Source organism: Enterobacter cloacae complex sp. IR5384 (genome assembly GCF_049237265.1).
GTDB lineage: Bacteria > Pseudomonadota > Gammaproteobacteria > Enterobacterales > Enterobacteriaceae > Enterobacter > Enterobacter cloacae.
The window spans coordinates 14,014-34,741 of record NZ_JBMKHJ010000027.1 but is presented as its reverse complement, the minus strand read 5'-3'; the positions used below and the strand labels follow the sequence as shown (position 1 = coordinate 34,741).

Annotated in this window: 20 protein-coding genes; 7 read left to right on the top strand and 13 right to left on the bottom strand. The window is 55.8% G+C overall.

The features are described from left to right. The first annotated feature begins 131 nt into the window (after positions 1-131). Together ACOTX3_RS18940 and ACOTX3_RS18935 are read left to right on the top strand one after the other, a co-directional pair. Complete coding sequence (locus ACOTX3_RS18940) at positions 132-2,036, top strand: ABC transporter ATP-binding protein (RefSeq protein WP_013099041.1); 1,905 nt, start codon at positions 132-134, stop codon at positions 2,034-2,036. 15 nt (positions 2,037-2,051) lie between these two features. Next, positions 2,052-2,984, top strand: coding sequence for a LysR family transcriptional regulator (locus ACOTX3_RS18935; RefSeq protein ID WP_013099042.1), 933 nt, complete (start codon positions 2,052-2,054; stop codon positions 2,982-2,984). 62 nt (positions 2,985-3,046) lie between these two features. On the opposite strand, the gene mdcH is transcribed toward ACOTX3_RS18935, so the two are convergent. The 8 genes from mdcH to mdcA form a co-directional block, all read right to left on the bottom strand. Then, positions 3,047-3,943, bottom strand: a complete 897-nt coding sequence (gene mdcH, locus ACOTX3_RS18930; RefSeq protein WP_038981575.1) for a malonate decarboxylase subunit epsilon — start codon at positions 3,941-3,943, stop codon at positions 3,047-3,049. Then, a complete protein-coding gene (locus ACOTX3_RS18925) occupies positions 3,943-4,560 on the bottom strand; it encodes a malonate decarboxylase holo-ACP synthase (RefSeq protein WP_038981573.1) in 618 nt (205 codons plus the stop codon). Before ACOTX3_RS18925 ends, mdcH begins: the two co-directional genes overlap by 1 nt. 2 nt (positions 4,561-4,562) lie before the next feature. Continuing rightward, positions 4,563-5,522, bottom strand: a complete 960-nt coding sequence (locus ACOTX3_RS18920; RefSeq protein WP_421631639.1) for an AEC family transporter — start codon at positions 5,520-5,522, stop codon at positions 4,563-4,565. Between the two features lie 123 nt (positions 5,523-5,645). Further along, entirely contained in the window at positions 5,646-6,446 is an 801-nt protein-coding gene (mdcE, locus tag ACOTX3_RS18915; RefSeq protein WP_045295074.1) for a biotin-independent malonate decarboxylase subunit gamma, read from the bottom strand. After that, positions 6,446-7,279, bottom strand: a complete 834-nt coding sequence (locus ACOTX3_RS18910) for a biotin-independent malonate decarboxylase subunit beta (protein WP_058679223.1) — start codon at positions 7,277-7,279, stop codon at positions 6,446-6,448. The genes mdcE and ACOTX3_RS18910 overlap by 1 nt, the downstream gene beginning before the upstream one ends. Further along, the gene (gene mdcC, locus ACOTX3_RS18905; RefSeq protein WP_013099048.1) at positions 7,272-7,571 is read right to left on the bottom strand and encodes a malonate decarboxylase acyl carrier protein; all 300 of its coding nucleotides are present in this window, start codon (positions 7,569-7,571) and stop codon (positions 7,272-7,274) included. The genes ACOTX3_RS18910 and mdcC overlap by 8 nt, the downstream gene beginning before the upstream one ends. Before the next feature lie 9 nt (positions 7,572-7,580). Next, on the bottom strand, positions 7,581-8,438 hold the full coding sequence (locus tag ACOTX3_RS18900; protein WP_013099049.1) for a triphosphoribosyl-dephospho-CoA synthase: 858 nt from the start codon (positions 8,436-8,438) through the stop codon (positions 7,581-7,583). Beyond that, positions 8,438-10,093, bottom strand: a complete 1,656-nt coding sequence (gene mdcA, locus ACOTX3_RS18895) for a malonate decarboxylase subunit alpha (RefSeq protein WP_058679224.1) — start codon at positions 10,091-10,093, stop codon at positions 8,438-8,440. Before mdcA ends, ACOTX3_RS18900 begins: the two co-directional genes overlap by 1 nt. A 228-nt stretch (positions 10,094-10,321) precedes the next feature. On the opposite strand from mdcA, the gene ACOTX3_RS18890 reads away from it, so the two are divergent. Genes ACOTX3_RS18890 through ACOTX3_RS18880 form a run of 3 tightly spaced genes read left to right on the top strand, consistent with a single transcriptional unit; the run spans position 10,322 to position 12,459 of the window. Continuing rightward, positions 10,322-11,344 carry a hydrolase gene (locus tag ACOTX3_RS18890; protein ID WP_013099052.1) on the top strand — a complete coding sequence of 341 codons (1,023 nt, stop codon included), beginning with the start codon at positions 10,322-10,324 and terminating at the stop codon, positions 11,342-11,344. Continuing rightward, entirely contained in the window at positions 11,341-11,559 is a 219-nt protein-coding gene (locus ACOTX3_RS18885; protein ID WP_013099053.1) for a YheU family protein, read from the top strand. The genes ACOTX3_RS18890 and ACOTX3_RS18885 overlap by 4 nt, the downstream gene beginning before the upstream one ends. A 30-nt stretch (positions 11,560-11,589) precedes the next feature. After that, positions 11,590-12,459: a phosphoribulokinase gene (locus tag ACOTX3_RS18880; protein ID WP_013099054.1), complete on the top strand. Its 870-nt coding sequence runs from the start codon at positions 11,590-11,592 to the stop codon at positions 12,457-12,459. A gap of 66 nt (positions 12,460-12,525) precedes the next feature. Here the strand turns inward: ACOTX3_RS18880 and ACOTX3_RS18875 are convergent, their stop codons facing one another. Beyond that, positions 12,526-12,930 (bottom strand): OsmC family protein, encoded by a 405-nt coding sequence (locus tag ACOTX3_RS18875; RefSeq protein ID WP_028027906.1) that lies wholly within the window; start codon positions 12,928-12,930, stop codon positions 12,526-12,528. 310 nt (positions 12,931-13,240) lie between these two features. Here ACOTX3_RS18875 and crp point away from each other — a divergent pair, with 310 nt between their 5' ends. Together crp and ACOTX3_RS18865 are read left to right on the top strand one after the other, a co-directional pair. Beyond that, positions 13,241-13,873, top strand: a complete 633-nt coding sequence (gene crp, locus ACOTX3_RS18870; protein WP_000242758.1) for a cAMP-activated global transcriptional regulator CRP — start codon at positions 13,241-13,243, stop codon at positions 13,871-13,873. A 57-nt stretch (positions 13,874-13,930) separates the two neighbouring features. Next, entirely contained in the window at positions 13,931-16,018 is a 2,088-nt protein-coding gene (locus ACOTX3_RS18865) for a YccS/YhfK family putative transporter (protein ID WP_040023830.1), read from the top strand. Between the two features lie 64 nt (positions 16,019-16,082). On the opposite strand, the gene ACOTX3_RS18860 is transcribed toward ACOTX3_RS18865, so the two are convergent. Genes ACOTX3_RS18860 through ACOTX3_RS18845 form a run of 4 tightly spaced genes read right to left on the bottom strand, consistent with a single transcriptional unit; the run spans position 16,083 to position 20,725 of the window. Continuing rightward, positions 16,083-17,141, bottom strand: a complete 1,059-nt coding sequence (locus tag ACOTX3_RS18860) for a hypothetical protein (RefSeq protein WP_058679225.1) — start codon at positions 17,139-17,141, stop codon at positions 16,083-16,085. Position 17,142: 1 nt separating this feature from the next. Beyond that, the gene (locus ACOTX3_RS18855) at positions 17,143-18,201 is read right to left on the bottom strand and encodes a hypothetical protein (RefSeq protein ID WP_058679226.1); all 1,059 of its coding nucleotides are present in this window, start codon (positions 18,199-18,201) and stop codon (positions 17,143-17,145) included. Between the two features lies 1 nt (position 18,202). Further along, positions 18,203-19,267, bottom strand: coding sequence for a type VI secretion protein ImpA (locus ACOTX3_RS18850; RefSeq protein ID WP_127869218.1), 1,065 nt, complete (start codon positions 19,265-19,267; stop codon positions 18,203-18,205). A 12-nt stretch (positions 19,268-19,279) separates the two neighbouring features. After that, entirely contained in the window at positions 19,280-20,725 is a 1,446-nt protein-coding gene (locus ACOTX3_RS18845) for a hypothetical protein (protein WP_058679228.1), read from the bottom strand. Positions 20,726-20,728 lie beyond the last annotated feature (3 nt).

Below are 20,728 nucleotides of genomic sequence, written 5' to 3'. Positions count from 1 at the left end.
CTCCCGGTTCTGTTTCTGTTTTTGTGTATCGTCGTTGTTTTGGGCTACCATGGCGGCCCGGTGCGGAAAATGGCCCACACCTTACATTATCATAATGACAAATTAACATAGTCGGAACATACGGCGCTTCTATGATTGTTTTCTCCTCGTTACAAATTCGCCGCGGCGTGCGCGTCCTGCTGGATAACGCCACCGCCACCATTAATCCAGGTCAAAAAGTGGGTCTGGTCGGAAAAAACGGCTGCGGTAAATCCACCCTGCTGGCGCTGCTGAAAAACGAGATTAGCGCGGATGGCGGTAACTTTACTTATCCGGGAAACTGGCAGCTCGCCTGGGTAAACCAGGAGACGCCCGCCCTGAGTGAGCCGGCGCTCGACTATGTTATTGATGGCGATCGTGAATACCGTAAGCTGGAAGCGGAACTGAACGCCGCCAACGAGCGCAACGATGGCCACGCCATCGCCACCGTCCACGGCAAGCTGGACGCCATCGACGCGTGGACCATTCGCTCCCGCGCCTCCAGCCTGCTCCACGGCCTGGGGTTCAGCAACGAACAGCTTGAACGTCCCGTCAGCGACTTCTCCGGTGGCTGGCGAATGCGTCTTAACCTGGCGCAGGCGCTGATCTGCCGCTCCGATTTGCTGTTGCTCGATGAACCGACCAACCACCTCGATCTCGATGCGGTCATTTGGCTGGAGAAGTGGCTCAAGAGCTATCAGGGCACTCTGATTCTGATCTCCCACGACCGCGACTTCCTCGATCCGGTGGTGGATAAAATCATTCATATCGAACAGCAAAATATGTTCGAGTACACCGGTAACTACAGCTCTTTCGAACGCCAGCGCGCAACGCGCCTCGCTCAACAGCAGGCGATGTACGAAAGTCAGCAGCAGCGCGTGGCGCATCTGCAGAGTTTTGTTGACCGCTTCAAGGCCAAAGCCTCGAAGGCCAAGCAGGCCCAGAGCCGCATCAAGATGCTGGAACGCATGGAGATGATTGCCCCGGCGCATGTGGATAACCCGTTCCACTTTAGCTTCCGCGAGCCGGAGAGCCTGCCAAACCCGCTGCTGAAGATGGAAAAAGTGAGCGCCGGATACGGCGATCGCATCATCCTCGACTCCATCAAACTCAACCTGGTGCCGGGTTCGCGCATTGGTCTTCTGGGGCGTAACGGTGCCGGTAAGTCAACGCTCATCAAACTGCTGGCGGGCGAGCTTAACCCCGTAAGCGGCGAAATCGGTCTGGCGAAAGGCATCAAGCTGGGCTACTTCGCCCAGCATCAGCTGGAATTTTTACGCGCGGACGAGTCCCCTATCCAGCATCTGGCACGTCTGGCGCCGCAGGAGATGGAGCAGAAGCTGCGCGACTACCTCGGCGGCTTTGGCTTCCAGGGTGATAAGGTCACTGAAAACACAGAGCGTTTCTCCGGCGGCGAAAAAGCGCGTCTGGTGCTGGCGCTGATCGTCTGGCAGCGCCCGAACCTGCTGCTGCTCGATGAACCGACCAACCACCTCGACCTCGACATGCGTCAGGCGTTGACCGAAGCGCTGATTGAGTTTGAGGGCGCGCTGGTTGTGGTCTCGCACGATCGGCACCTGATCCGCTCCACCACGGACGATCTCTATCTGGTGCACGACGGTAAAGTCGAGCCGTTTGACGGCGACCTGGAAGACTATCAGCAGTGGCTGACGGACGTGCAGAAGCAAGAGAACCAGCCGGAAGAGTCGGCGAAAGAGAACGCCAACAGCGCGCAGGCGCGTAAAGATCAGAAGCGTCGTGAAGCTGAACTGCGTACTCAGACTCAACCACTGCGTAAAGAAATTGCCCGTCTCGAAAAAGAGATGGAAAAGCTCAACGCCACGCTTGCCGCCGTTGAAGAGAAGCTGGGCGACAGCGAACTGTATGACCAGAGCCGTAAAGCGGAGCTGACCGACTGTCTGCAAACCCAGGCGAAGACCAAATCCAGCCTCGAAGAGTGCGAAATGGCATGGCTGGATGCCCAGGAACAGCTGGAAGCGATGCTGCAGGCTGACTGACACGCCGGGAGGGTTATGGGTTTCGATATCACGAGCGACATTACATTCCGTAAGCTCAGCATCTTCATGACGTTTATGGAGAAGGGCAATATCGCGCGTACTGCCGAAACGCTGGGTCTGAGCGGCGTCAGCGTGCATCGTGCACTGCATACTCTGGAAGAGAACGTCCGCTGTCCGCTCTTTACCCATAAGGGACGTAACCTGATTGCCCTTCCGTCCGCCTGGACGCTGCTGGAGTATTGTCAGGAAGTTATGCAGGTGATGGAGCGCGGGCTGGAAGAGTCCCGTAAAGTCGCCGGTATTGGTCAGGGACGGTTGCGCGTCGGCACGCTCTACTCGCTGACGCTGGAAACCGTGCCGCGCCTGATCATGGGCATGAAGCTGCGTCGCCCGGATCTGGAGATGGATCTGACCATGGGCTCCAACGATACGTTGCTGCATATGCTTGACGACGGTACGCTGGACGCGATCCTCATCTCGATTTCCGAAAGCAATATCGACCGCAACAGCCTTGAAGTCCTGCCCCTGTTTCATGATGACATTTTCCTGGCCGCGCCTGCCTCTGCCACGCTGAATACCAGCGGGCTGGCGGATTTACGCGATTACAAAGATCAGAAATTTGTCTCGCTGGCAGAAGGGTTTGCCACCTATGCGGGGTTCCAGGAAGCATTTCATATCGCTGGATTTGAACCGGAAATCGTCACCCGCGTGAATGACATTTTCTCAATGCTCAGCCTGGTTCAGGCGGGCGTCGGCTTTACGCTGATGCCGGGCAGGATGAAGAAGGTCTACGAAAATTCAGTGCAGCTACTGAAGCTGGCAGAACCGTACCAGATGCAGCAGCTTATCGCGATTGTGTTCGCCCGCAACCGCGAGCAGGACCCGAGCCTGCGGGCATTAGCCGCCGAAGGGCGGATGTATGCGCGCAGCCTGCAGGAAAGTGTGTGATACAAAACAAGGCAACCGAACCCGTAGGCCCGGTAAGGCGTAGCCGCCACCGGGCTAAAAATTCACGCACGAAGCCTTCCTGCCAGATGCACCGCCACATCCACACCGCTGCGCTCGAGTGATATGGTCTCCCCTTCCCACGCCGCCTGACGTGTCAGGCAGGTCAGGACGCCACCGGGCGGCATCTCGATCGCCAGCCGGGCTTCACGTTCATTCGCGGCAATCACCGCCTCCTGCCAGCGCACGGTGCGCGCCATGTTCATGGCAAGATCGTCCGCGATTTTCTCCGGCTGCCAGAGCACGCGTCCGGTGCTGCCGCTCAGATACGCACAGCGCGGTCGGGAAAGGGTGACCGCTTCAAACGCCGAGGCCAGCTTTTGTGCCGGCTCCGCCAGCAGTTCACAATGGGATGGCACGCTGACTGCCAGCCTTTGCACTTTGCTCGCCCCCTTTTCCAGGGCGCGTTTTGCCACCTGCGCCATCCCTTCATCGGATCCGGCAATGACGATCTGCGTTTCGGCATTCAGGTTAGCAATATACGTTCCGCTACCCTCGATAAGCTGTTCCACCTGCGGCAGGGTTAAGCCCATGATGGCCGTCAGGCCGTAGCCGTGGGGCCAGGCCTGCTCCATCAGGTCGCCACGCAGCGCCACCAGCTTAAGCGCGTCCGTAAATTCCAGCGCCCCTGCCACTACCGCCGCGGGATAAGCGCCAATCGATAAACCGCTGACGATGTCAGGCGACACGTCACGTCGCTCCAGCTCGCGCGCCCAGGACACGCCAGCAATCAGCAGAGAAAGCTGAACCGCACGGGTATGGGTTAACGAGGCGGCACTGTCCAGCGTATCAACTTCGGCACCCAGCACCTCACGCGCCTGAGCCAGTTCCGTTCCCGGCAGGTTTTGCAGCATACCTTCATGCTGCGTACCCTGCCCCGGAAAGGTAAACAGTATTTTCATCACTCCTCCCTGCGCCATGGGTCAACCACCAGGCGTGGCCCACGGCGGGTTTTCAGCAGCGTTTTGCCATCGCGCAGCCACTCCGCCAGCGCGAATCCGCCCTCTGGCGTATCCACCTGGGTATCAGCCCGGCACAGCGCACCACTCAACTGCGACTGCCAGGCGGTAAACGCGTCGGGTGATATCGGCTGCGGGGCGCGGATCAGCAGATCAAGATCGCTGTCGGCATGGATCACCGGAATGCCGGTCGCCAGCGCATAGCCGGTGCTGCCGGTTATGCCCCACCTCCACGGCCACGGCTGCTGCGCAAGCTGTAACGCCACCTGAACCGGTGGCTGGGTGACAAACGGCGAACGCAGCAGATCGGCGGTGACGCATAGCTCTTCAGGTGACACCACGCGTAACACATTCCCGGGCTTCACCCATCCAGCCGCCCGCTGGTCGCGGCGCAGTCCGCGCACGCCAACGGGGATTCGGCCATCGTTATCAACATCACGCCGCACCACCACCGGCAAGCCGGTATGCCAGGCGGCATCCACCCAGGTTTCAGTAATACCTTCCAGCGCGTCGCGCGAGGTAAGCCAGATGAGGTCGTGGGGGCGTAATGTTGTGGTCATGATTACATTCCTGAAGTCAGCGAGATAAACAGCGGCAGCGACAGGATACACAGGACTGAGCTTAACAGCAGTACCGCTTCTGCATCCGGTGACTGCACGCCAAAGCGGTTACCAAACACGACCCCGAAGAAACCTGCAGACAGCGCAATCATCAGAATAGCGGTGATCGCCACGGAGCCGTGCAGACCGAAGATTAAAACGATACCCCAGGCAATGGCTGGCTGGATCAGCAGCTTAGCGATGGTGGAAGTGATCACCATGGTGTTGATCTGCAGCTTACGGGCAGAGAGGATCACCCCGGTCAGGAACAGCGCCGCAGCGGTGGCGGACAGCCCCAACGGTTTAATTGCAGAGAGGACCAGTTCCGGCATTTTGATGCCGATGGCGGATAAAATCACACCCAGCAGAGGCCCCATCACGATCGGTTTTTTAATGGATCGCCACATCAGCACCGGCAGCATAGAGAGGGTTGAGCCGGAGGTATTGCCCTCAGCGCGCGCTTTTTCCCGCTCCAGGATCAGCAGACAGAACGGCGTCATCAGCACGGACCCGCAGGCAATAGAGACCGCCACAGACAGAGACGTGGTAGATCCTTCACCCAGCACGCTGCCCAGAATCGGCAGACCAAGCGCCGCATAGTTTGGCAGCGCGACGGTGAGCGTCAGGACGGCCGCATCCTGAGGGGATTTTTTAAAGACCTTCGTGGCAAGGAAATAGATGGCTGCGTAGGTGATCCACATCGCCAGAGTCAGTACCAGGATCAGCGGCGACTGCGCCACGATACCGGTCCACGAGGTTTGCACGGTCGCGCTGAACAGCGCGGCAGGCAGCGCAAAATCCATGACGAAGATATTGAGCAGGGAAACATTTTTGTTATCGACCATCTTTGCCTTACCGGCCCAGAATCCCAGCAGCATGATGACGAAAATCGGTGCGAGAGCATGAACAATTACGTAAGTCATAAATCACCTGTGATTAAAAAGAAGTAGCACTGGCGCGATGATTATTATTTTCAGGATGCAGCTTCCCGCACGGGCGTAACGGATACGCCCGTGAGGTTGTGCATCTGGCAGGTCTCTTTTTACTTACCAGCTGGCGCGCATACGTTCGCGTACGAGCGCCGAACTGCGGCGATTGTCAGCACCCAGACGGCTTTTCAGCGTCGGATCCTGACGAGCGTCACTGATGGCCTGTTGCAGGGTGGTTTTCACCAGCGTCAGGTCGCTATCGGATGGGGCATCCGGGTTACTGATATCCAGCAGGCTCGAGAGCAGCCCCAGCGTGGCGTAGTTGCTGATGTCATACGCCATAGGTGGAATAGTGGCGGCCAGTTTTTCCAGCGCCTCCACGCTGCGCAGCGTGATCCGCGCGGCAGACGCTTTCCCCATGGCATGGATGAGCACGCCTTTATCGTTAAAGGCAATCAGGCGGTTGGCCTGGTAGCCATGCGCCAGAAACGCGCCGGACATGGCTTTACCCACAATCAGGCCAATCACCGCATGACCCGCCAGGCGCGCGTTGGCGTAGGCGGCCGCAGCGCCTGCCAGCGCCTGGTGGATACCAAACGCCTCTTCGCGACGGCCATAAGCCTGGCTTGGGACGTCGATCACCGCCACAATCGGGCGTTTAACGGCTTTATCAGCATCTGCCGCGACGGTTTCGCTGACCACTTTCGCCAGCGTCCAGCCTTCAAGCAGGCCGACTTCCCCTTTCGCCGCGCGCGGGAAGTGGTTGTTGGCATCCGGCACTACGGCGATAAAACGCACCGTTTCACCGTTCAGCTCGCCGTCTGCCGCCTGCACGGACGGGCACAGCCCCTCAATACGTTTGGCGTTCGGGGCGAGGGTTTCCAGCCAGCGTGCGCCACGGCTCATTGCATTACTCATCATTTCACCTCCCGGGCAAAAAGCGCGTTAATCTGTTCGGCATCGGCCTGTTTGCGGGTGTCGAAATTCATCAGGCGGTTCAGGTAATCGTCGTAGTTATCGGTGCGATGTTTTGCCGGTACGCCTTTGGCGATGGCCTCGTTCATCGCGGCTTTCACCGCATTCACGCCATCGCCGACCAGCGCGTCCACCAGCCCGCTCTGATAGCGCACCTCACCGCCGGTCATGCTCCAGATAAACGGACGGTCGCGGGAGTCGTACTCTTCAATGCCCGCTTCCTGCTCAATAACCTGCGGGCCGTTTAACCCCAGACGCGCTTCGCGGGTCACAATCAGGTAGCTGCAAAGCGCCGCGGCGATGGACATGCCGCCGAAGCAGCCCACGGTCCCGGCCACAATCCCGATAACGGGCGTGTAGCGACGCAGGCCAACAATCGCCGCGTGGATATCGGCAATCGCCGCCAGGCCGAGGTTAGCTTCCTGCAGGCGTACGCCGCCGGTTTCGAGGCACAGCACCGCCTGAGTCGGAATGCCGTTGCGGTTATCTTCCGCCGCCAGCTCCAGCGCTGCTGCCATTTTCGCGCCGGAGACCTCGCCCATGCTGCCGCCCTGGAACGCGCCTTCAATCGCCACGACGACCGCAGGCTGGCCGTTGATAGTCCCTTTCGCGACCACCATGCCGTCATCGGCCTGAGGCACAATGCCCTGTGGCCCCAACCACGGAGAGATAATGCCTGCAAACGGATCCAGCAGCTCGCGGTAGCTGCCCTCGTCGAGCAACGCCTGCGCACGCTGGCGCGCTTTTAATTCGATAATGCTGCTATCATCACGCATGGCTCACCCCTTCAAAAACCTGTTCGATACGAATGCGCGCCACGCCCGGCGTCGCGCCAAAGTCGTGGATGGTCAGCTTGCCTGCGGGCAGACTGCTGACGATCTCCAGGCGGCTGAATAACGCCTCCCAGCGCCCACGGCTGTTGTCGACGGAGGTGGTGATATCAATGGTTAAGGTCTGGCCCGGTTCGGCGGTGAACAGCACCTCCATATCCCCGGATCCAACTACCCCTGCCAGCGCCCGGCCGCTTAACGTGCGGCTGGCTGGCATGGTCAATGTGATTTTTTCCATAACATCCTCTTAATGCTTTGAATAGGGCGTTTCGACACGGTCAAGAAACAGCGTGGCGGCAAGCAGGTCGGCTGCACCGCCCGGTGAGGCATTGAGCGTCAGCATCTGGCGATCTAACCGCGCCAGCGCCTGCTGCCCCGCGAGCGTTGCGCAACCTCCGGCATTCAGTACCGCCCGGGCGCCGTTCTGCATGGCGTCCAGCCCCTCCATTCCGGCGCGCGACAGCACGCAGGTATCGGTGAGCGAGGTCATGATTGCCATCAACGCGTCGAGTCTGGCGTTTGTTTCGCTGCTGCCGTTGAGGCGGCTCAGGCGAAGCTGCGGCAGCGCGCGCTGCATGATGTGCGGAAACGCCTGCTGAGCCTCTTCCCGCGCGCCAGGTACGCGGTAGCGGTGCGTGGCACGTAACCCCTTACTGAACACCTTCGGTGCCGCGTCGTCCGGGAGTTTCGCCAGCTGTGCGGCGGTGTTAGCGACGGTTTGCGCGCGGGCATCGCCGCCCAGCATCGCCACCGCGCTCACCAGCAGTCCCAGCGCCCAAATTGCGCCACGGTGCGTATTCACGCCGTCGGTGGCGATCATCATCTGCCGTTCGCCTTCACGGCCAAGGCGGCCAACGGTTTGCCGTAGGGCAATATCCGCCGGACGCTGCCAGCTCTGCTGCGCCAGCGCCTGAAACGTGGAGGTCAGGCTGTGCGCGGAGCGCTCCATCAGCGCAAGCGATAAATCGTGGTGCGCGCCGTTCCCCCGACTGTCCACCAGACCGGGTTTCGGGCTTAAGCGTGCTTCGTCAATCAGACACTGCGTGGCGGTTCGCGCCAGCCATTCGGCACCGCCTTCAACCTGAATCTGGGGCAGTAGTGTCATTACCAGCTCCGGAATTTCGCAGGTGGGTTGTAGAGACCGCCGGACCACTCAACGAGGTCAGCCACGCTGCCCGCCGCCAGCAGAGAGCGGGTGGCATCAGTACGGCGAATCCCCATGTCTTCCGGGTACACGACCTTGCCGCTCTGGCGCAGTTCCGCCACGCGTCTGGCATCCACGCCCAGACCGATATCGGTGATACCGGCCACGGCTGCGACCATGGCGCGACGCTCTTCCAGATCTTTTGCCCGGTAGAGGTAGGCAATCCCCTCTTCCGTCAGCACGTGGGTGACGTCATCGCCGTAAATCATCACCGGTGCCAGCGGCATGCCGGAGGCTTTCGCCACGTCAACGGCGTCCAGTTTTTCCACGAAGGTGGGCTTCACGCCCGCCTGGAAGGTTTCCACCATCTGCACGACCAGTTTTTTACCGCGTTGCATCGGGTCGGGTTCGGTGATCATGTTCAGCCAGGCCGGAGTGGCGTGGCGACGGCCGTGTGGATCATGGCCCATGTTCGGCGCGCCGCCGAAGCCGGAGAGACGACCGCGGGTCACCGTTGAGGAGTTGGCGTAACTATCCACCTGCAGGGTTGAGCCGATAAACATATCCACCGCGTACTGGCCCGCCAGCTGGCAGAAGGCGCGGTTGGAGCGCATGGAGCCGTCAGCACCGGTGAAGAACACGTCCGGACGGGCGCGGATGTACTCTTCCATCCCCAGTTCGCCGCCGAAGCAGTGCACGCTCTCCACCCAGCCGCTTTCAATTGCCGGGATCAGCGTCGGATGCGGGTTCAGCGTCCAGTGTTTACAGATTTTGCCCTTCAGGCCGAGCTGTTCACCGTAAGTGGGCAGCAGCAGCTCAATTGCCGCGGTGTTAAAACCGATCCCGTGGTTCAGAGACTGCACCTGATGTTCAGCGTAGATGCCTTTGATGGCCATCATCGCCATCAGGATATGTTCCTGTTTGATCAGGCGCGGGTCGCGGGTAAACAGCGGTTCGATAAAGAATGGCTTGTCGGCCACCACCACGTAGTCAATCCAGGAGCCTGGGATATCAACGCGCGGCAGGTCGCATTCGTCGTCCACCAGCTCGTTAACCTGTGCGATGACGATGCCATCGTGGAACGCGGCGGCCTCCACCAGCGCCGGGGTATCTTCGGTACTTGCCCCGGTGTAGAGATTGCCTTTGCGGTCTGCTTTAAACCCGGCGATCAGCGCCACGTTTGGTGAAAGGTCGACGTAGAGACGTGAATACAGTTCGATATAGGTATGAATAGCACCGATTTCGAGTTGACCATCCTCCAGCAGCTGGGAGATGCGCAGGCTCTGTGTGCCGGAGAAGGAGAAGTCCAGCTTACGGGCAATGCCCTTCTCAAAGATATCCAGATGTTCACTGCGGCCAACGCTTGGCATGATCATGTGCAGGTCATGCACAATTTGCGGGTTTACTTCGGCCAGCGAGCGGGAAAGAAAATCCGCCTGCTTCTGGTTGTTGCCTTCCAGAACGACCTTATCGCCTGGTGCGATCAGCTTTTCCAGCATGGCGACAAGGTCGCCGGTTGGCAGAACCTTGCCCTGCACCGGTACGGAGGCCAGACGACGCGCTTTTTCGCTGCGTCGGGTGTTCCATTGCCGGGTGGGTATTTGCCCAGATAACATTATTAACCTCCTGATTCAGCACATCATTTTGATTTGCTTAACGCTGAGTAAAGTCTGCACCCTGGCGGAAAAGGCATCAATTAAGCGTAGAATGGAATCATTAGCCTGAGAGTAATAATCAAGGTAAATATTTGTGATCGGGATCAGTTCATGCTTCGGAAAACCAGGCTAAACGGGGTACAATTCGGAAGGTATAGTAAATTTCTGACAAGAATCAGCATCGCCCTTATGACCCAAATCATTCCCTCAGACTTCGACCTCACCGCCGAAGACAGCACTGATTTCGTGCCCATGCGCGGCGTGGCCAACTGCCACCTGCAGACCATGCTGCCGCGCCTGATCCGCCGCAAGGTGCAGTTCACTCCGCACTGGCAGCGGCTGGATTTGCCGGACGGTGATTTTCTGGATCTCGCCTGGAGCGAAGATCCCGAACAGGCGCGCCATAAACCCCGCCTGGTGGTGTTTCATGGTCTGGAAGGCAGCCTGCACAGCCCGTATGCCCATGGGTTAATCCAGGCGGCAAAAGCGCGCGGCTGGCTGGGCGTGGTAATGCATTTTCGGGGATGCAGCGGCGAGCCGAATCGCCAGAAACGCATCTATCACTCCGGCGAAACCGAAGATGGCACCTGGTTTTTGCATTGGCTGCGGGATAATTTCGGCACCGTGCCGACGGCGGCGGTGGGCTATTCGCTCGGCGGAAATATGCTGGCCTGTCTGCTGGCCAAAGAGGGAGACGCGGTACCGCTGAATGCCGCGGTGATTGTCTCTGCCCCCTTCATGCTGGAACAGTGCAGCTACCACATGGAGAAAGGCTTTTCCCGGGTCTATCAGCGCTATCTGCTCAACCTGCTAAAAGCCAATGCGGCGCGCAAGCTGAAGGCCTATCCGGATACCCTGCCAGTAAGCCTGCGTCAGTTGAAAAAGGTCCGCCGCATTCGTGAGTTCGACGACCTGATCACCGCCAAAATTCATGGGTTCGCCGATGCCATTGACTACTATCGTCAGTGCAGCGCCATGCCGCTGCTCAGCAAGATCACTCAGCCGACGCTGATCATTCACGCGAAAGATGACCCGTTTATGGATCATCACTCCATCCCTGCACAGGAATTTCTGCCCGACAACGTTCACTACCAGCTGACCGAGCACGGCGGTCACGTGGGGTTTGTCGGCGGAACGCTGCGTCGCCCGAAAATGTGGCTGGAGACGCGCATTCCTGACTGGTTAACCCCTTACCTGGACGGTGCAACATGATTATCCCCTGGCAGGATCTGGCGCCCGAAACGCTCGATAATCTGATTGAAAGCTTTGTCTTGCGTGAAGGCACCGATTATGGTGAACATGAACGCTCGCTTGAGCAAAAGGTCAACGATGTTAAACGCCAGCTTAAAAGCGGCGACGTGGTGCTGGTGTGGTCTGAACTGCATGAGACGGTCAATATCATGCCCCGCAACGCGTTTCACGGCTGATCTTTCAACCTTTCCAGTCAGGGAGTTGCTATGTCTGCCAGACATCCGGTTATTGCCGTTACGGGGTCGAGTGGTGCGGGAACCACCACCACCAGCCTCGCGTTTCGCAAGATTTTCGCCCAGTTGAATCTCCGCGCGGCGGAGGTCGAAGGCGACAGCTTTCACCGCTATACGCGCCCGGAGATGGATATGGCCATCCGCAAAGCGCGTGATTTAGGCAAACACATCAGCTACTTCGGCCCGGAGGCCAATGACTTCGGCCTGCTGGAGCAAACGTTTCAGGAGTACGGCCTAAGCGGCAAAGGCCAGTCCCGCAAGTATCTGCACACCTACGACGAAGCCGTTCCCTGGAATCAGGTCCCGGGCACCTTTACTCCCTGGCAGCCGCTGCCGGAACCTACCGACGTGCTGTTTTACGAAGGATTGCACGGCGGCGTGGTGACGCCGCATCACGACGTGGCGCGACATGTGGATCTGCTGGTCGGCGTGGTGCCAATCGTGAACCTGGAGTGGATCCAGAAGCTGACGCGAGACATCAGCGAGCGCGGCCATTCACGCGAGGCGGTGATGGATTCGGTTGTGCGCTCAATGGAAGATTACATCAATTATCTGACACCACAGTTTTCCCGCACCCACATCAACTTCCAGCGTGTGCCGACGGTGGACACCTCCAACCCGTTCGCGGCCAAAAGTATCCCGTCGCTGGATGAGAGCTTTGTGGTGATCCATTTCCGCAATCTCGACGGCATCGATTACCCCTGGCTGCTGGCGATGCTGCAGGGCTCGTTTATTTCTCACATGAATACGTTAGTGGTGCCCGGCGGAAAAATGGGGCTGGCGATGGAGCTGATCATGACGCCGCTGGTGCAGCGGTTGATGGAAGGGAAACAGATCGCATAATCATATTCCCTCTCCCGGTGGGAGAGGGTTAGAGTGAGGGCATCAACACGCACGATGCCCCATCAATCACGCCTCGATCACTTCATACGAATGGGTAATTTTTACCGCTTTCTCCAGCATTAACGCCACAGAGCAGTATTTCTCCGCAGACAGATCCACCGCGCGTGAGACGGCAGCATCTTTCAGCGCTTTCCCGGTGACAACAAAATGCAGGTTAATGTGCGTGAACAGACGTGGCGCCTCTTCGCGACGTTCTGACGTGAGCTTGACTTCACAGTCGGTCACATCATGACGCCCCTTTTGCAGAATCGACACCACGTCAATCGCGCTGCATCCCCCTGCCGCCATCAGCACCATCTCCATTGGGCTGGGTGCTTTATCGCCGGAGTTACCGTCCATCAAAATCTGGTGTCCCGACGAGGACTCGCCCAGGAACGTTAAACCTTCTACCCATTTCACGCGCGCTTGCATATTCATTAGCTCCAACGTTGCATTTTTGGTGACAGATTACGCGTGCGTTACATTTCTCGCAATGGAAGGCGACCTGCGTCATGCTGAAGCGAGACACCAGGAGACACGCGGCGAAAGCTATGCTAAAACACTCTGGATGCTACAGTAATACATTGACGTTACACATGTATGCAGAGGACATCAAACTTTACTGGCTGCGAAACGTTACGACAGCCGACTTCCCAGGTATGGGTAAGAATTCGATTGCAACCCCAGAGTCCGGATGCATCTTATGACTCTGGTGACAGCTTATAACAGAGGATAACAGCGCATGGTGCTTGGCAAACCGCAAACAGACCCGACTCTCGAATGGTTCTTGTCTCATTGCCACATTCATAAGTACCCATCGAAGAGCACGCTGATTCACCAGGGTGAAAAAGCGGAAACGTTGTATTACATCGTCAAAGGCTCGGTGGCAGTGCTGATCAAAGATGAAGAAGGGAAAGAGATGATCCTTTCTTATCTGAACCAGGGCGATTTTATCGGTGAACTGGGCCTGTTTGAAGAAGGCCAGGAACGTAGCGCCTGGGTTCGTGCAAAGACAGCATGTGAAGTGGCTGAAATTTCCTACAAGAAATTCCGTCAGTTGATTCAGGTTAACCCTGACATCCTGATGCGTCTTTCTTCGCAGATGGCTCGCCGTCTGCAGGTGACATCAGAGAAAGTGGGTAACCTCGCCTTCCTGGACGTGACCGGCCGTATCGCGCAGACCCTGCTGAACCTGGCGAAACAGCCAGACGCTATGACCCACCCTGACGGCATGCAAATTAAAATTACCCGCCAGGAAATTGGTCAGATCGTCGGTTGCTCCCGTGAAACAGTGGGCCGTATCCTGAAAATGCTGGAAGATCAGAACCTGATCTCCGCCCACGGTAAAACCATCGTGGTTTACGGAACCCGTTAATCCCGATAAAACGGCGTGCCATCGCAAGGTGTCACGCCGTTTTTGTCTCTACTCCCCATGTGGCGCAGGCTGATTTATCACCCGGAAGTTAACTACGCACTGCGACAAACGCTGGTGTTGTGCCTTCCTGTGGCCGTGGGCCTGATCCTTGGGCATCTTCAGCAGGGGCTGCTGTTTTCACTGGTTCCCGCCTGCTGCAACATTGCCGGTCTCGACACCCCGCATAAGCGTTTTTTCAAACGTCTGATTATCGGCGGTTCGCTGTTTGCCGGGTGTAGCCTGGCCGTGCAGCTTTTGCTGGCCCGCGATATTCCGCTGCCGCTGATCCTGAGCGTGCTGGCGATGACGCTGGGGGTGACCGCCGAAATCAGCTCGCTGCACGCGCGTTTACTGCCCGCCTCACTCATCGCGGCCATCTTTACCCTGAGTCTCGCAGGTAATATGCCGGTGTGGGAGCCGCTGCTGATCTACGCCCTCGGTACGCTATGGTATGGCCTGTTTAACTGGTTCTGGTTCTGGCTGTGGCGGGAACAACCGCTGCGTGAATCCCTGAGCCTGCTCTATGTCCAGCTTGCGGAGTACTGCGAAGCCAAATACACACTGCTGACCCAGCATACCGACCCGGAAAAATCGCTACCGCCGCTGCTGACGCGCCAGCAGAAGGTGGTGGATCTGATAAGCCAGTGCTACCAGCAGCTGCATATGCTGGCCGCCAACAAGAACCACGAATATAAACGGCTGCTGCGCACCTTCCAGGTGGGGCTGGATCTGCAGGAGCATATCTCCGTGAGCCTGCACCACCCGAAGGAGGTGCAAAAGCTGGTGGAGCGCAGCCATGCCGAAGCGGTGATCCGCTGGAACGCGCAGACCGTGTCCGCACGCCTGCGGGTACTGGCCGACGACATTCTTTATCACCGCTACCCCACCCGCTTTAACATGGACAAGCAGCTCGGCGCACTGGAGAAAATCGCCCGCCAGCACGAGGATAACCCGGTAGGCCAGTTTGCCGCCTGGCACTTCAGCCGTATTGCCCGCGTGCTGCGTACCCAGCGCCCGCTCTATCCCCGCGATCTGATGGCGGATAAGCAAAAGCGCCTGCCGCTGCTGCCTGCGCTTAAAAGCTATCTCTCGTTTAAATCTTCCGCCCTGCGCAACGCCGCCCGGATTAGCGTGATGCTGAGCATCGCCAGCCTGATGGGCATGGCGCTGCATCTGCCCAAACCCTACTGGATATTAATGACGGTACTGTTTGTCACCCAGAACGGCTACGGCGCCACGCGAGTGCGTATTCTGCACCGGGCGGGAGGAACCATGGCGGGGTTGATTATCGCGGGCGTAACGCTGCACTTCCACGTGCCGGAAGGCTATACGCTGGCAGGCATGCTATTGATTACCCTGGTGAGCTACCTGATCATCCGCAAAAACTACGGCTGGGCGATGGTGGGCTTTACGGTCACGGCGGTATACACCCTGCAGTTGCTTACGCTCAATGGCGAACAGTTTATTGTCGCCAGGCTTATCGATACCCTGATTGGCTGTCTGATTGCCTTTGGTGGTATGGTCTGGCTGTGGCCACAATGGCAAAGCGGCCTGCTCAGGCAGAACGCCCACGACGCGCTGGAGGCCGACCAGCAGGCTATCCGCCTGATCCTGAGCGACGATCCGCAGCCCTCCCCGCTGGCGTATCAGCGGATGAAGGTCAACCAGGCGCATAACGCCCTGTTCAACTCGCTGAATCAGGCGATGCAGGAGCCCGGCTTTAACTCGCACTATCTGGCGGATATGAAGCTCTGGGTGACGCACAGCCAGTTCATCGTCGAACATATCAACGCGATGACCACGCTGGCGCGTGAACATACCATGCTGACGCCAGACCTGGCGCAGCGCTATTTGCAGTCGTGTGAGATTGCCCTGCAGCGGTGTCAGCAGCGTCTGGAGTATGACGCGCCGGGTGAATCGGGGGATTCGAACATTCTGGAAGCGCCGGAAACGCTCACCCACGGGCCAATGAGCACGCTGGAGCAGCATCTGCAACGCATTCTGGGGCATCTGAACACCATGCACACCATTTCGTCGGTGGCATGGCGTCAGCGTCCGCATCATGGAGTGTGGCTCATGAGGCGGCTAAAAAAGACGCCTTATTAATTAAATTCATTTGGAAGTAGCCAACGAGCGCTGTTTTTTAAAAACTATTTATACTATTGGAATGTTATCTCGCCCTGAACACTGAGCCATTGTCGTCACGTTTTATCAGCGTCCAGCAGACGCGCTGCGGCGAATCCTTAGCACCCGTGAGGTAAGGCAACGCCTGCCCCTGTCCGACAGAAGCGTATTTCATCTCGCTACCGGTAAACACCGACCAGTCGCCGGAATGAGGACTCAACTCTCCCGACCAGGCACTGATATATTCGCCTTCACGGGTAATATAGTCTTTTTCCCGTTCCGGCCAGCTGTATAACTCGTCCGGTGTTTTATTGGGGAAAAAACCTTCCGGCGGCACGTCCAGATATTCACCTTCCACCCGACGGATTAACGTCCAGCCGGTTTCTGCCCAACGAGTTTCCAGCCAATTATAATTATATTTTCCTGTAATCCGGTTTAAAGTGCCTTTACGTTTTATCCCCTGACGACAAGTGGGTGGGTTACCATACTCAACACCGGGGTAAAGCAACTGGGCGGGTGCCTGTTCGACGTCCGGCAAATAAATCCCGGTAATAACAGGACGTTCGCCTTTATCAACACGAACGCTCAAATCCAGTTCATAACGCGGTATACGCTTTGGAAGTTCTGCAAGCTGATATAAATCACCCTGAAAATATGTTAAATCTCCCTCACTCCACTTCCCGCTAACAGTCATTGTCAACACTTTATCCAGCCAGTATGCATTACCTTCTGCCCTGGCAATTTGGTTTTGTTCTTTATCGGTCATCCAACCATTCCAGAATTCACAAATGTTCCGATTGAAATCATTCATGGCGTGCCCAATTCTGAAAGCCTCTGGATTGTTATGTGTCCGTAATATATATGCATTAATATATTGTTCACGAGATGGTCTTATATTAGGTAACACCCGGCTACCCCACACCACATCTCCCTGTTTCCACAGCGGCTCTTTGCGGTTCCGTACCGGTAGCTCCTGCTGATAACGTGCATATGCCGCTTCATGGGCATCAATAAATGCAATGATTGCATCACGGGTGGCAGCAAAGTGCGCCGGGGAACTGAACTGTTCCAGCAGATAGCATTCCAGCGGATGAAGTATTGCCATTTTATTTCGTCCTAAACACAGAACCATTATCGTCACGTTTTAACAGCGTCCAGCAGACTCGCTGCGGCGAATCGTTGGCACCGGTCAGATAAGGCAGCGCCTGCCCCTGTCCGACAGAAACGTATTTCATCTCGCTACCGGTAAACACCGACCAGTCACCGGAATGTGGACTCAACTCTCCCGACCAGGCGCTGATATATTCCTCCTCGCGGGTGATATAATCCTTTTCCCGCTCCGGCCAATTATAGAGTTCTTCCGGTGTGCCGTTGGGGAAAAAACCTTCCAGCGGCACGTCCAGATATTCACCTTCCATCCGACGGATTAACGTCCAGCCAGTTTCTGCCCAGCGGGTTTCATCCCAGTTATAATCACGCTTTCCTGTTTTTTCATCCACCCATTCACTGCGTTTTACTCCCTGCCGACAGGTGGGTGGGTTACCGTATTTTACCCCGGGATAAAGCAACTGGGCGGGTGCCTGTTCGACATCCGGCAAATAAATCCCGGTAATAACAGGACGTTCGCCTTTCTCAACCCGAACGCTCAAATCCAGCTCATAGCGCGGTATACGCTTTGGAAGTTCAGCAAGCTGATATAAATCACCCTGAAAATATGTTAAATCTCCCTCACTCCACTTCCCGCTAACAGTCATTGTCAACACTTTATCCAGCCAGTATGCATCACCTTCTGCCCTGGCAATTTGGTTTTGTTCTTTATCGGTCATCCAACCATTCCAGAATTCACAAATGTTCCGATTGAAATCATTCATGGCGTGCCCAATTCTGAAAGCCTCTGGATTGTTATGTGTCCGTAATATATATGCATTAATATATTGTTCACGAGATGGTCTTATATTAGGCAACACCCGGCTTCCCCACACCACATCTCCCTGTTTCCACAGCGGTTCTTTGCGGATCCGTGCCGGCAGGTCCTGCTGATAGCGCCGGTATGCCGCTTCGTGAGCATCAATAAATGCAATAATTGCATCGCGGGTGGCCGCAAAGTGTTCCGGAGAACTAAATCGTTCCAGTAAGTAACATTCCAGAGGATGAAGTATTGCCATTTTATTTCGTCCTAAACACAGAACCATTATCGTCACGTTTTATCAGCGTCCAGCAGACGCGCTGCGGCGAATCATTGGCACCGGTCAGATAAGGCAACGCCTGCCCCTGTCCGACAGAAACGTATTTCATCTCGCTACCGGTAAACACCGACCAGTCACCGGAATGTGGACTCAACTCTCCCGACCAGGCGCTGATATATTCCTCCTCGCGGGTGATATAATCCTTTTCCCGCTCCGGCCAATTATAGAGTTCTTCCGGTGTGCCGTTGGGGAAAAAACCTTCCAGCGGCACGTCCAGATATTCACCTTCCACCCGACGGATTAACGTCCAGCCAGTTTCTGCCCAGCAAGTCTCGTCCCAGCTATAATCACGCTTTCCGGTATCTTCATCCACCCATTCACTACGTTTGACTCCCTGTCGGGAGACTGGAGATCTCGTTGTATGTTTATTCGGATAAAGTAACTGCGCCGGGGCAAATTCCACATCAGGCAGGTAGATCCCAATTTCAACCGGTTTTTCACCTTTCTCCACTCGGACATTTTTATCCAGTTCATAACGGGGAATACGTTTTGGCAGACTATCTAAACTATAATGGCTATTAGGACCGAGATAAGTGAGTTTACCTTCCTGCCACCAACCATCGACCGTCAGCGTCAGTTTTTTATCCAGTTCAGTAGCCAGAACATCTGCATTCCAAATCCGTTTTTTCTCCTCCTCTGTCATCCAGCCATTCCAGAATTCACTGATCCCTTTAGAGTAATTACTCATGGTATGGCCAACTTTATAGAAGGCTTCCGGATCATTATGCGTCCGCAGAATATACGCCTGAATATAACGCTTTCTTCCACCACGTATGTTTGGTAGTACGCGGCTACTCCATACCACTTCTCCCTGTTTCCAGAATGGCTCGCTACGTATACGAACAGGTAAATCTTTCTGCAAGCGCTCACAGGCTGCTTCATGGGCATCAATAAATGCTATAATAGCATCGCGGGTGGCGGCAAAGTGTGCCGGGGAGCTGAACTGTTCCAGCAAGTAACATTCCAGTGGGTGAAGTATCGCCATGTTATTTTCCTTCTATTCATACCATTTATTTGTCAGTGAAGGGAGTCCAGTAAACGGTGATAGCGGGTCACTGGAGACATCCTGCTCTCCCCATCCCGTAGCCATACGCGGGTTGGTAAATTCTTTTTTTAGTTCTGCAGGATCCACCACAATTTGCACAGCCCCACCTTCCAGCGAATACTCTTTCGCTTCCTCTTTGACTTGAGTAGCTGCACGCCCTTCCCAAACCTTTAATGGCTCACCTTTGGGGACGGTGTATACCACATATTCTCCGTTCTCGTTCCAGCTTTTCCATACAGCAAAGTTACGCCGCCAGTCACTTTTCGATTTCAGTTTTAAAAACTCCTCTTCCCGCATCCAGCAGATACTGTTATCAGTCGAACTGGAGTCCACTATACGGTACAATCTTGTTCCAGAAGGTAACTCCACGGCGTGCATAGAATCATCAAAAGTGTTGTATTTGCTTTTCAGCACCCCTTTATCTGAATCGTCACTAATATCCGGCCAGCCCTTTTTAATATCTTTTTGATAAGACGCTTTTAATTCCCCTAATGCTGAATATTTACCTTCAACGTCTTTATCTACCCAGTCAGGTTTTTCTTTTTTTAATAACTCAAGCTCTTCCGATGCCCGATTCATTCCCTTTTCATCAAGAATATGTCTGTTCTCTCCGACATAGGCCCGGTAGGCATTATCTCCTTCGACGTGTAATCGATTAGCAAGCTGTTCCAGTGCTTCATTCAGCGGTCCCAAAGTTTTTGCCAACCCGACATTCGCCATCTTCTTGAGTTCGGTCAGTTCACGAAGATTATTATTGATCGGCTGCCGTATTGATTCTGGTCCCCAGCTTTTCGCGGTATCCAACAGATCTTCTGTAGCAGAAATTAATTTATCAAGTTGTGCGCTTAACTGATTGGCATTTACTATCTCCATAGCTTTGCGCAGTTCCTTTTCGAGGAATTCATAGGCATTGCTGATCTTCAGGAAATGCAATGACTGTTGCACTGCCGGGATATCAAGGTATTTATTGAGTTGCGTCAGACCATCATTGATCCCCATGGAGATAATATTTTGTAAATTACTTCCAGCCAGAAATTTCGAACCTATCTTTCTGAGAACCAGCTTTAAACCACCTTTTGCCAAAGAACCCAGCACAGGAAAAATTCCTACCAGTGTTAACGCCAGAGCCACCCATGCCCATGTATCATTACTGTTTTCTTTAATATTTTTACTATTAGCGATGAGATCCCTCACATCACAAATCTGATCCACTAAAGGGATCATTGATATAAGTGTCCCCGTCACCACCTGTCCGGTAGTCTGATTATCGTTAAAGTCACCCTGAATAGTTTCCCATACCCATACCCCTGCTGCTTCCATTTTCCGGGATAAGCCCGAAAACCAGCCATCCGGCGCAGGCTGATAAAATGCCAGCGCATTTTGAAGATCCTGATCCATGTT

Excerpts from the sequence above, each read along its gene's own strand:
- ACOTX3_RS18940 (WP_013099041.1), top strand. The coding sequence starts at position 132 with ATGATTGTTTTCTCCTCGTTACAAATTCGCCGCGGCGTGCGCGTCCTG.
- ACOTX3_RS18935 (WP_013099042.1), top strand. The coding sequence starts at position 2,052 with ATGGGTTTCGATATCACGAGCGACATTACATTCCGTAAGCTCAGCATC.
- mdcH (WP_038981575.1), bottom strand. The coding sequence starts at position 3,943 with ATGAAAATACTGTTTACCTTTCCGGGGCAGGGTACGCAGCATGAAGGT.
- ACOTX3_RS18925 (WP_038981573.1), bottom strand. The coding sequence starts at position 4,560 with ATGACCACAACATTACGCCCCCACGACCTCATCTGGCTTACCTCGCGC.
- ACOTX3_RS18920 (WP_421631639.1), bottom strand. The coding sequence starts at position 5,522 with ATGACTTACGTAATTGTTCATGCTCTCGCACCGATTTTCGTCATCATG.
- mdcE (WP_045295074.1), bottom strand. The coding sequence starts at position 6,446 with ATGAGTAATGCAATGAGCCGTGGCGCACGCTGGCTGGAAACCCTCGCC.
- ACOTX3_RS18910 (WP_058679223.1), bottom strand. The coding sequence starts at position 7,279 with ATGCGTGATGATAGCAGCATTATCGAATTAAAAGCGCGCCAGCGTGCG.
- mdcC (WP_013099048.1), bottom strand. The coding sequence starts at position 7,571 with ATGGAAAAAATCACATTGACCATGCCAGCCAGCCGCACGTTAAGCGGC.
- ACOTX3_RS18900 (WP_013099049.1), bottom strand. The coding sequence starts at position 8,438 with ATGACACTACTGCCCCAGATTCAGGTTGAAGGCGGTGCCGAATGGCTG.
- mdcA (WP_058679224.1), bottom strand. The coding sequence starts at position 10,093 with ATGTTATCTGGGCAAATACCCACCCGGCAATGGAACACCCGACGCAGC.
- ACOTX3_RS18890 (WP_013099052.1), top strand. The coding sequence starts at position 10,322 with ATGACCCAAATCATTCCCTCAGACTTCGACCTCACCGCCGAAGACAGC.
- ACOTX3_RS18885 (WP_013099053.1), top strand. The coding sequence starts at position 11,341 with ATGATTATCCCCTGGCAGGATCTGGCGCCCGAAACGCTCGATAATCTG.
- ACOTX3_RS18880 (WP_013099054.1), top strand. The coding sequence starts at position 11,590 with ATGTCTGCCAGACATCCGGTTATTGCCGTTACGGGGTCGAGTGGTGCG.
- ACOTX3_RS18875 (WP_028027906.1), bottom strand. The coding sequence starts at position 12,930 with ATGCAAGCGCGCGTGAAATGGGTAGAAGGTTTAACGTTCCTGGGCGAG.
- crp (WP_000242758.1), top strand. The coding sequence starts at position 13,241 with ATGGTGCTTGGCAAACCGCAAACAGACCCGACTCTCGAATGGTTCTTG.
- ACOTX3_RS18865 (WP_040023830.1), top strand. The coding sequence starts at position 13,931 with ATGTGGCGCAGGCTGATTTATCACCCGGAAGTTAACTACGCACTGCGA.
- ACOTX3_RS18860 (WP_058679225.1), bottom strand. The coding sequence starts at position 17,141 with ATGGCAATACTTCATCCGCTGGAATGCTATCTGCTGGAACAGTTCAGT.
- ACOTX3_RS18855 (WP_058679226.1), bottom strand. The coding sequence starts at position 18,201 with ATGGCAATACTTCATCCTCTGGAATGTTACTTACTGGAACGATTTAGT.
- ACOTX3_RS18850 (WP_127869218.1), bottom strand. The coding sequence starts at position 19,267 with ATGGCGATACTTCACCCACTGGAATGTTACTTGCTGGAACAGTTCAGC.
- ACOTX3_RS18845 (WP_058679228.1), bottom strand. The coding sequence starts at position 20,725 with ATGGATCAGGATCTTCAAAATGCGCTGGCATTTTATCAGCCTGCGCCG.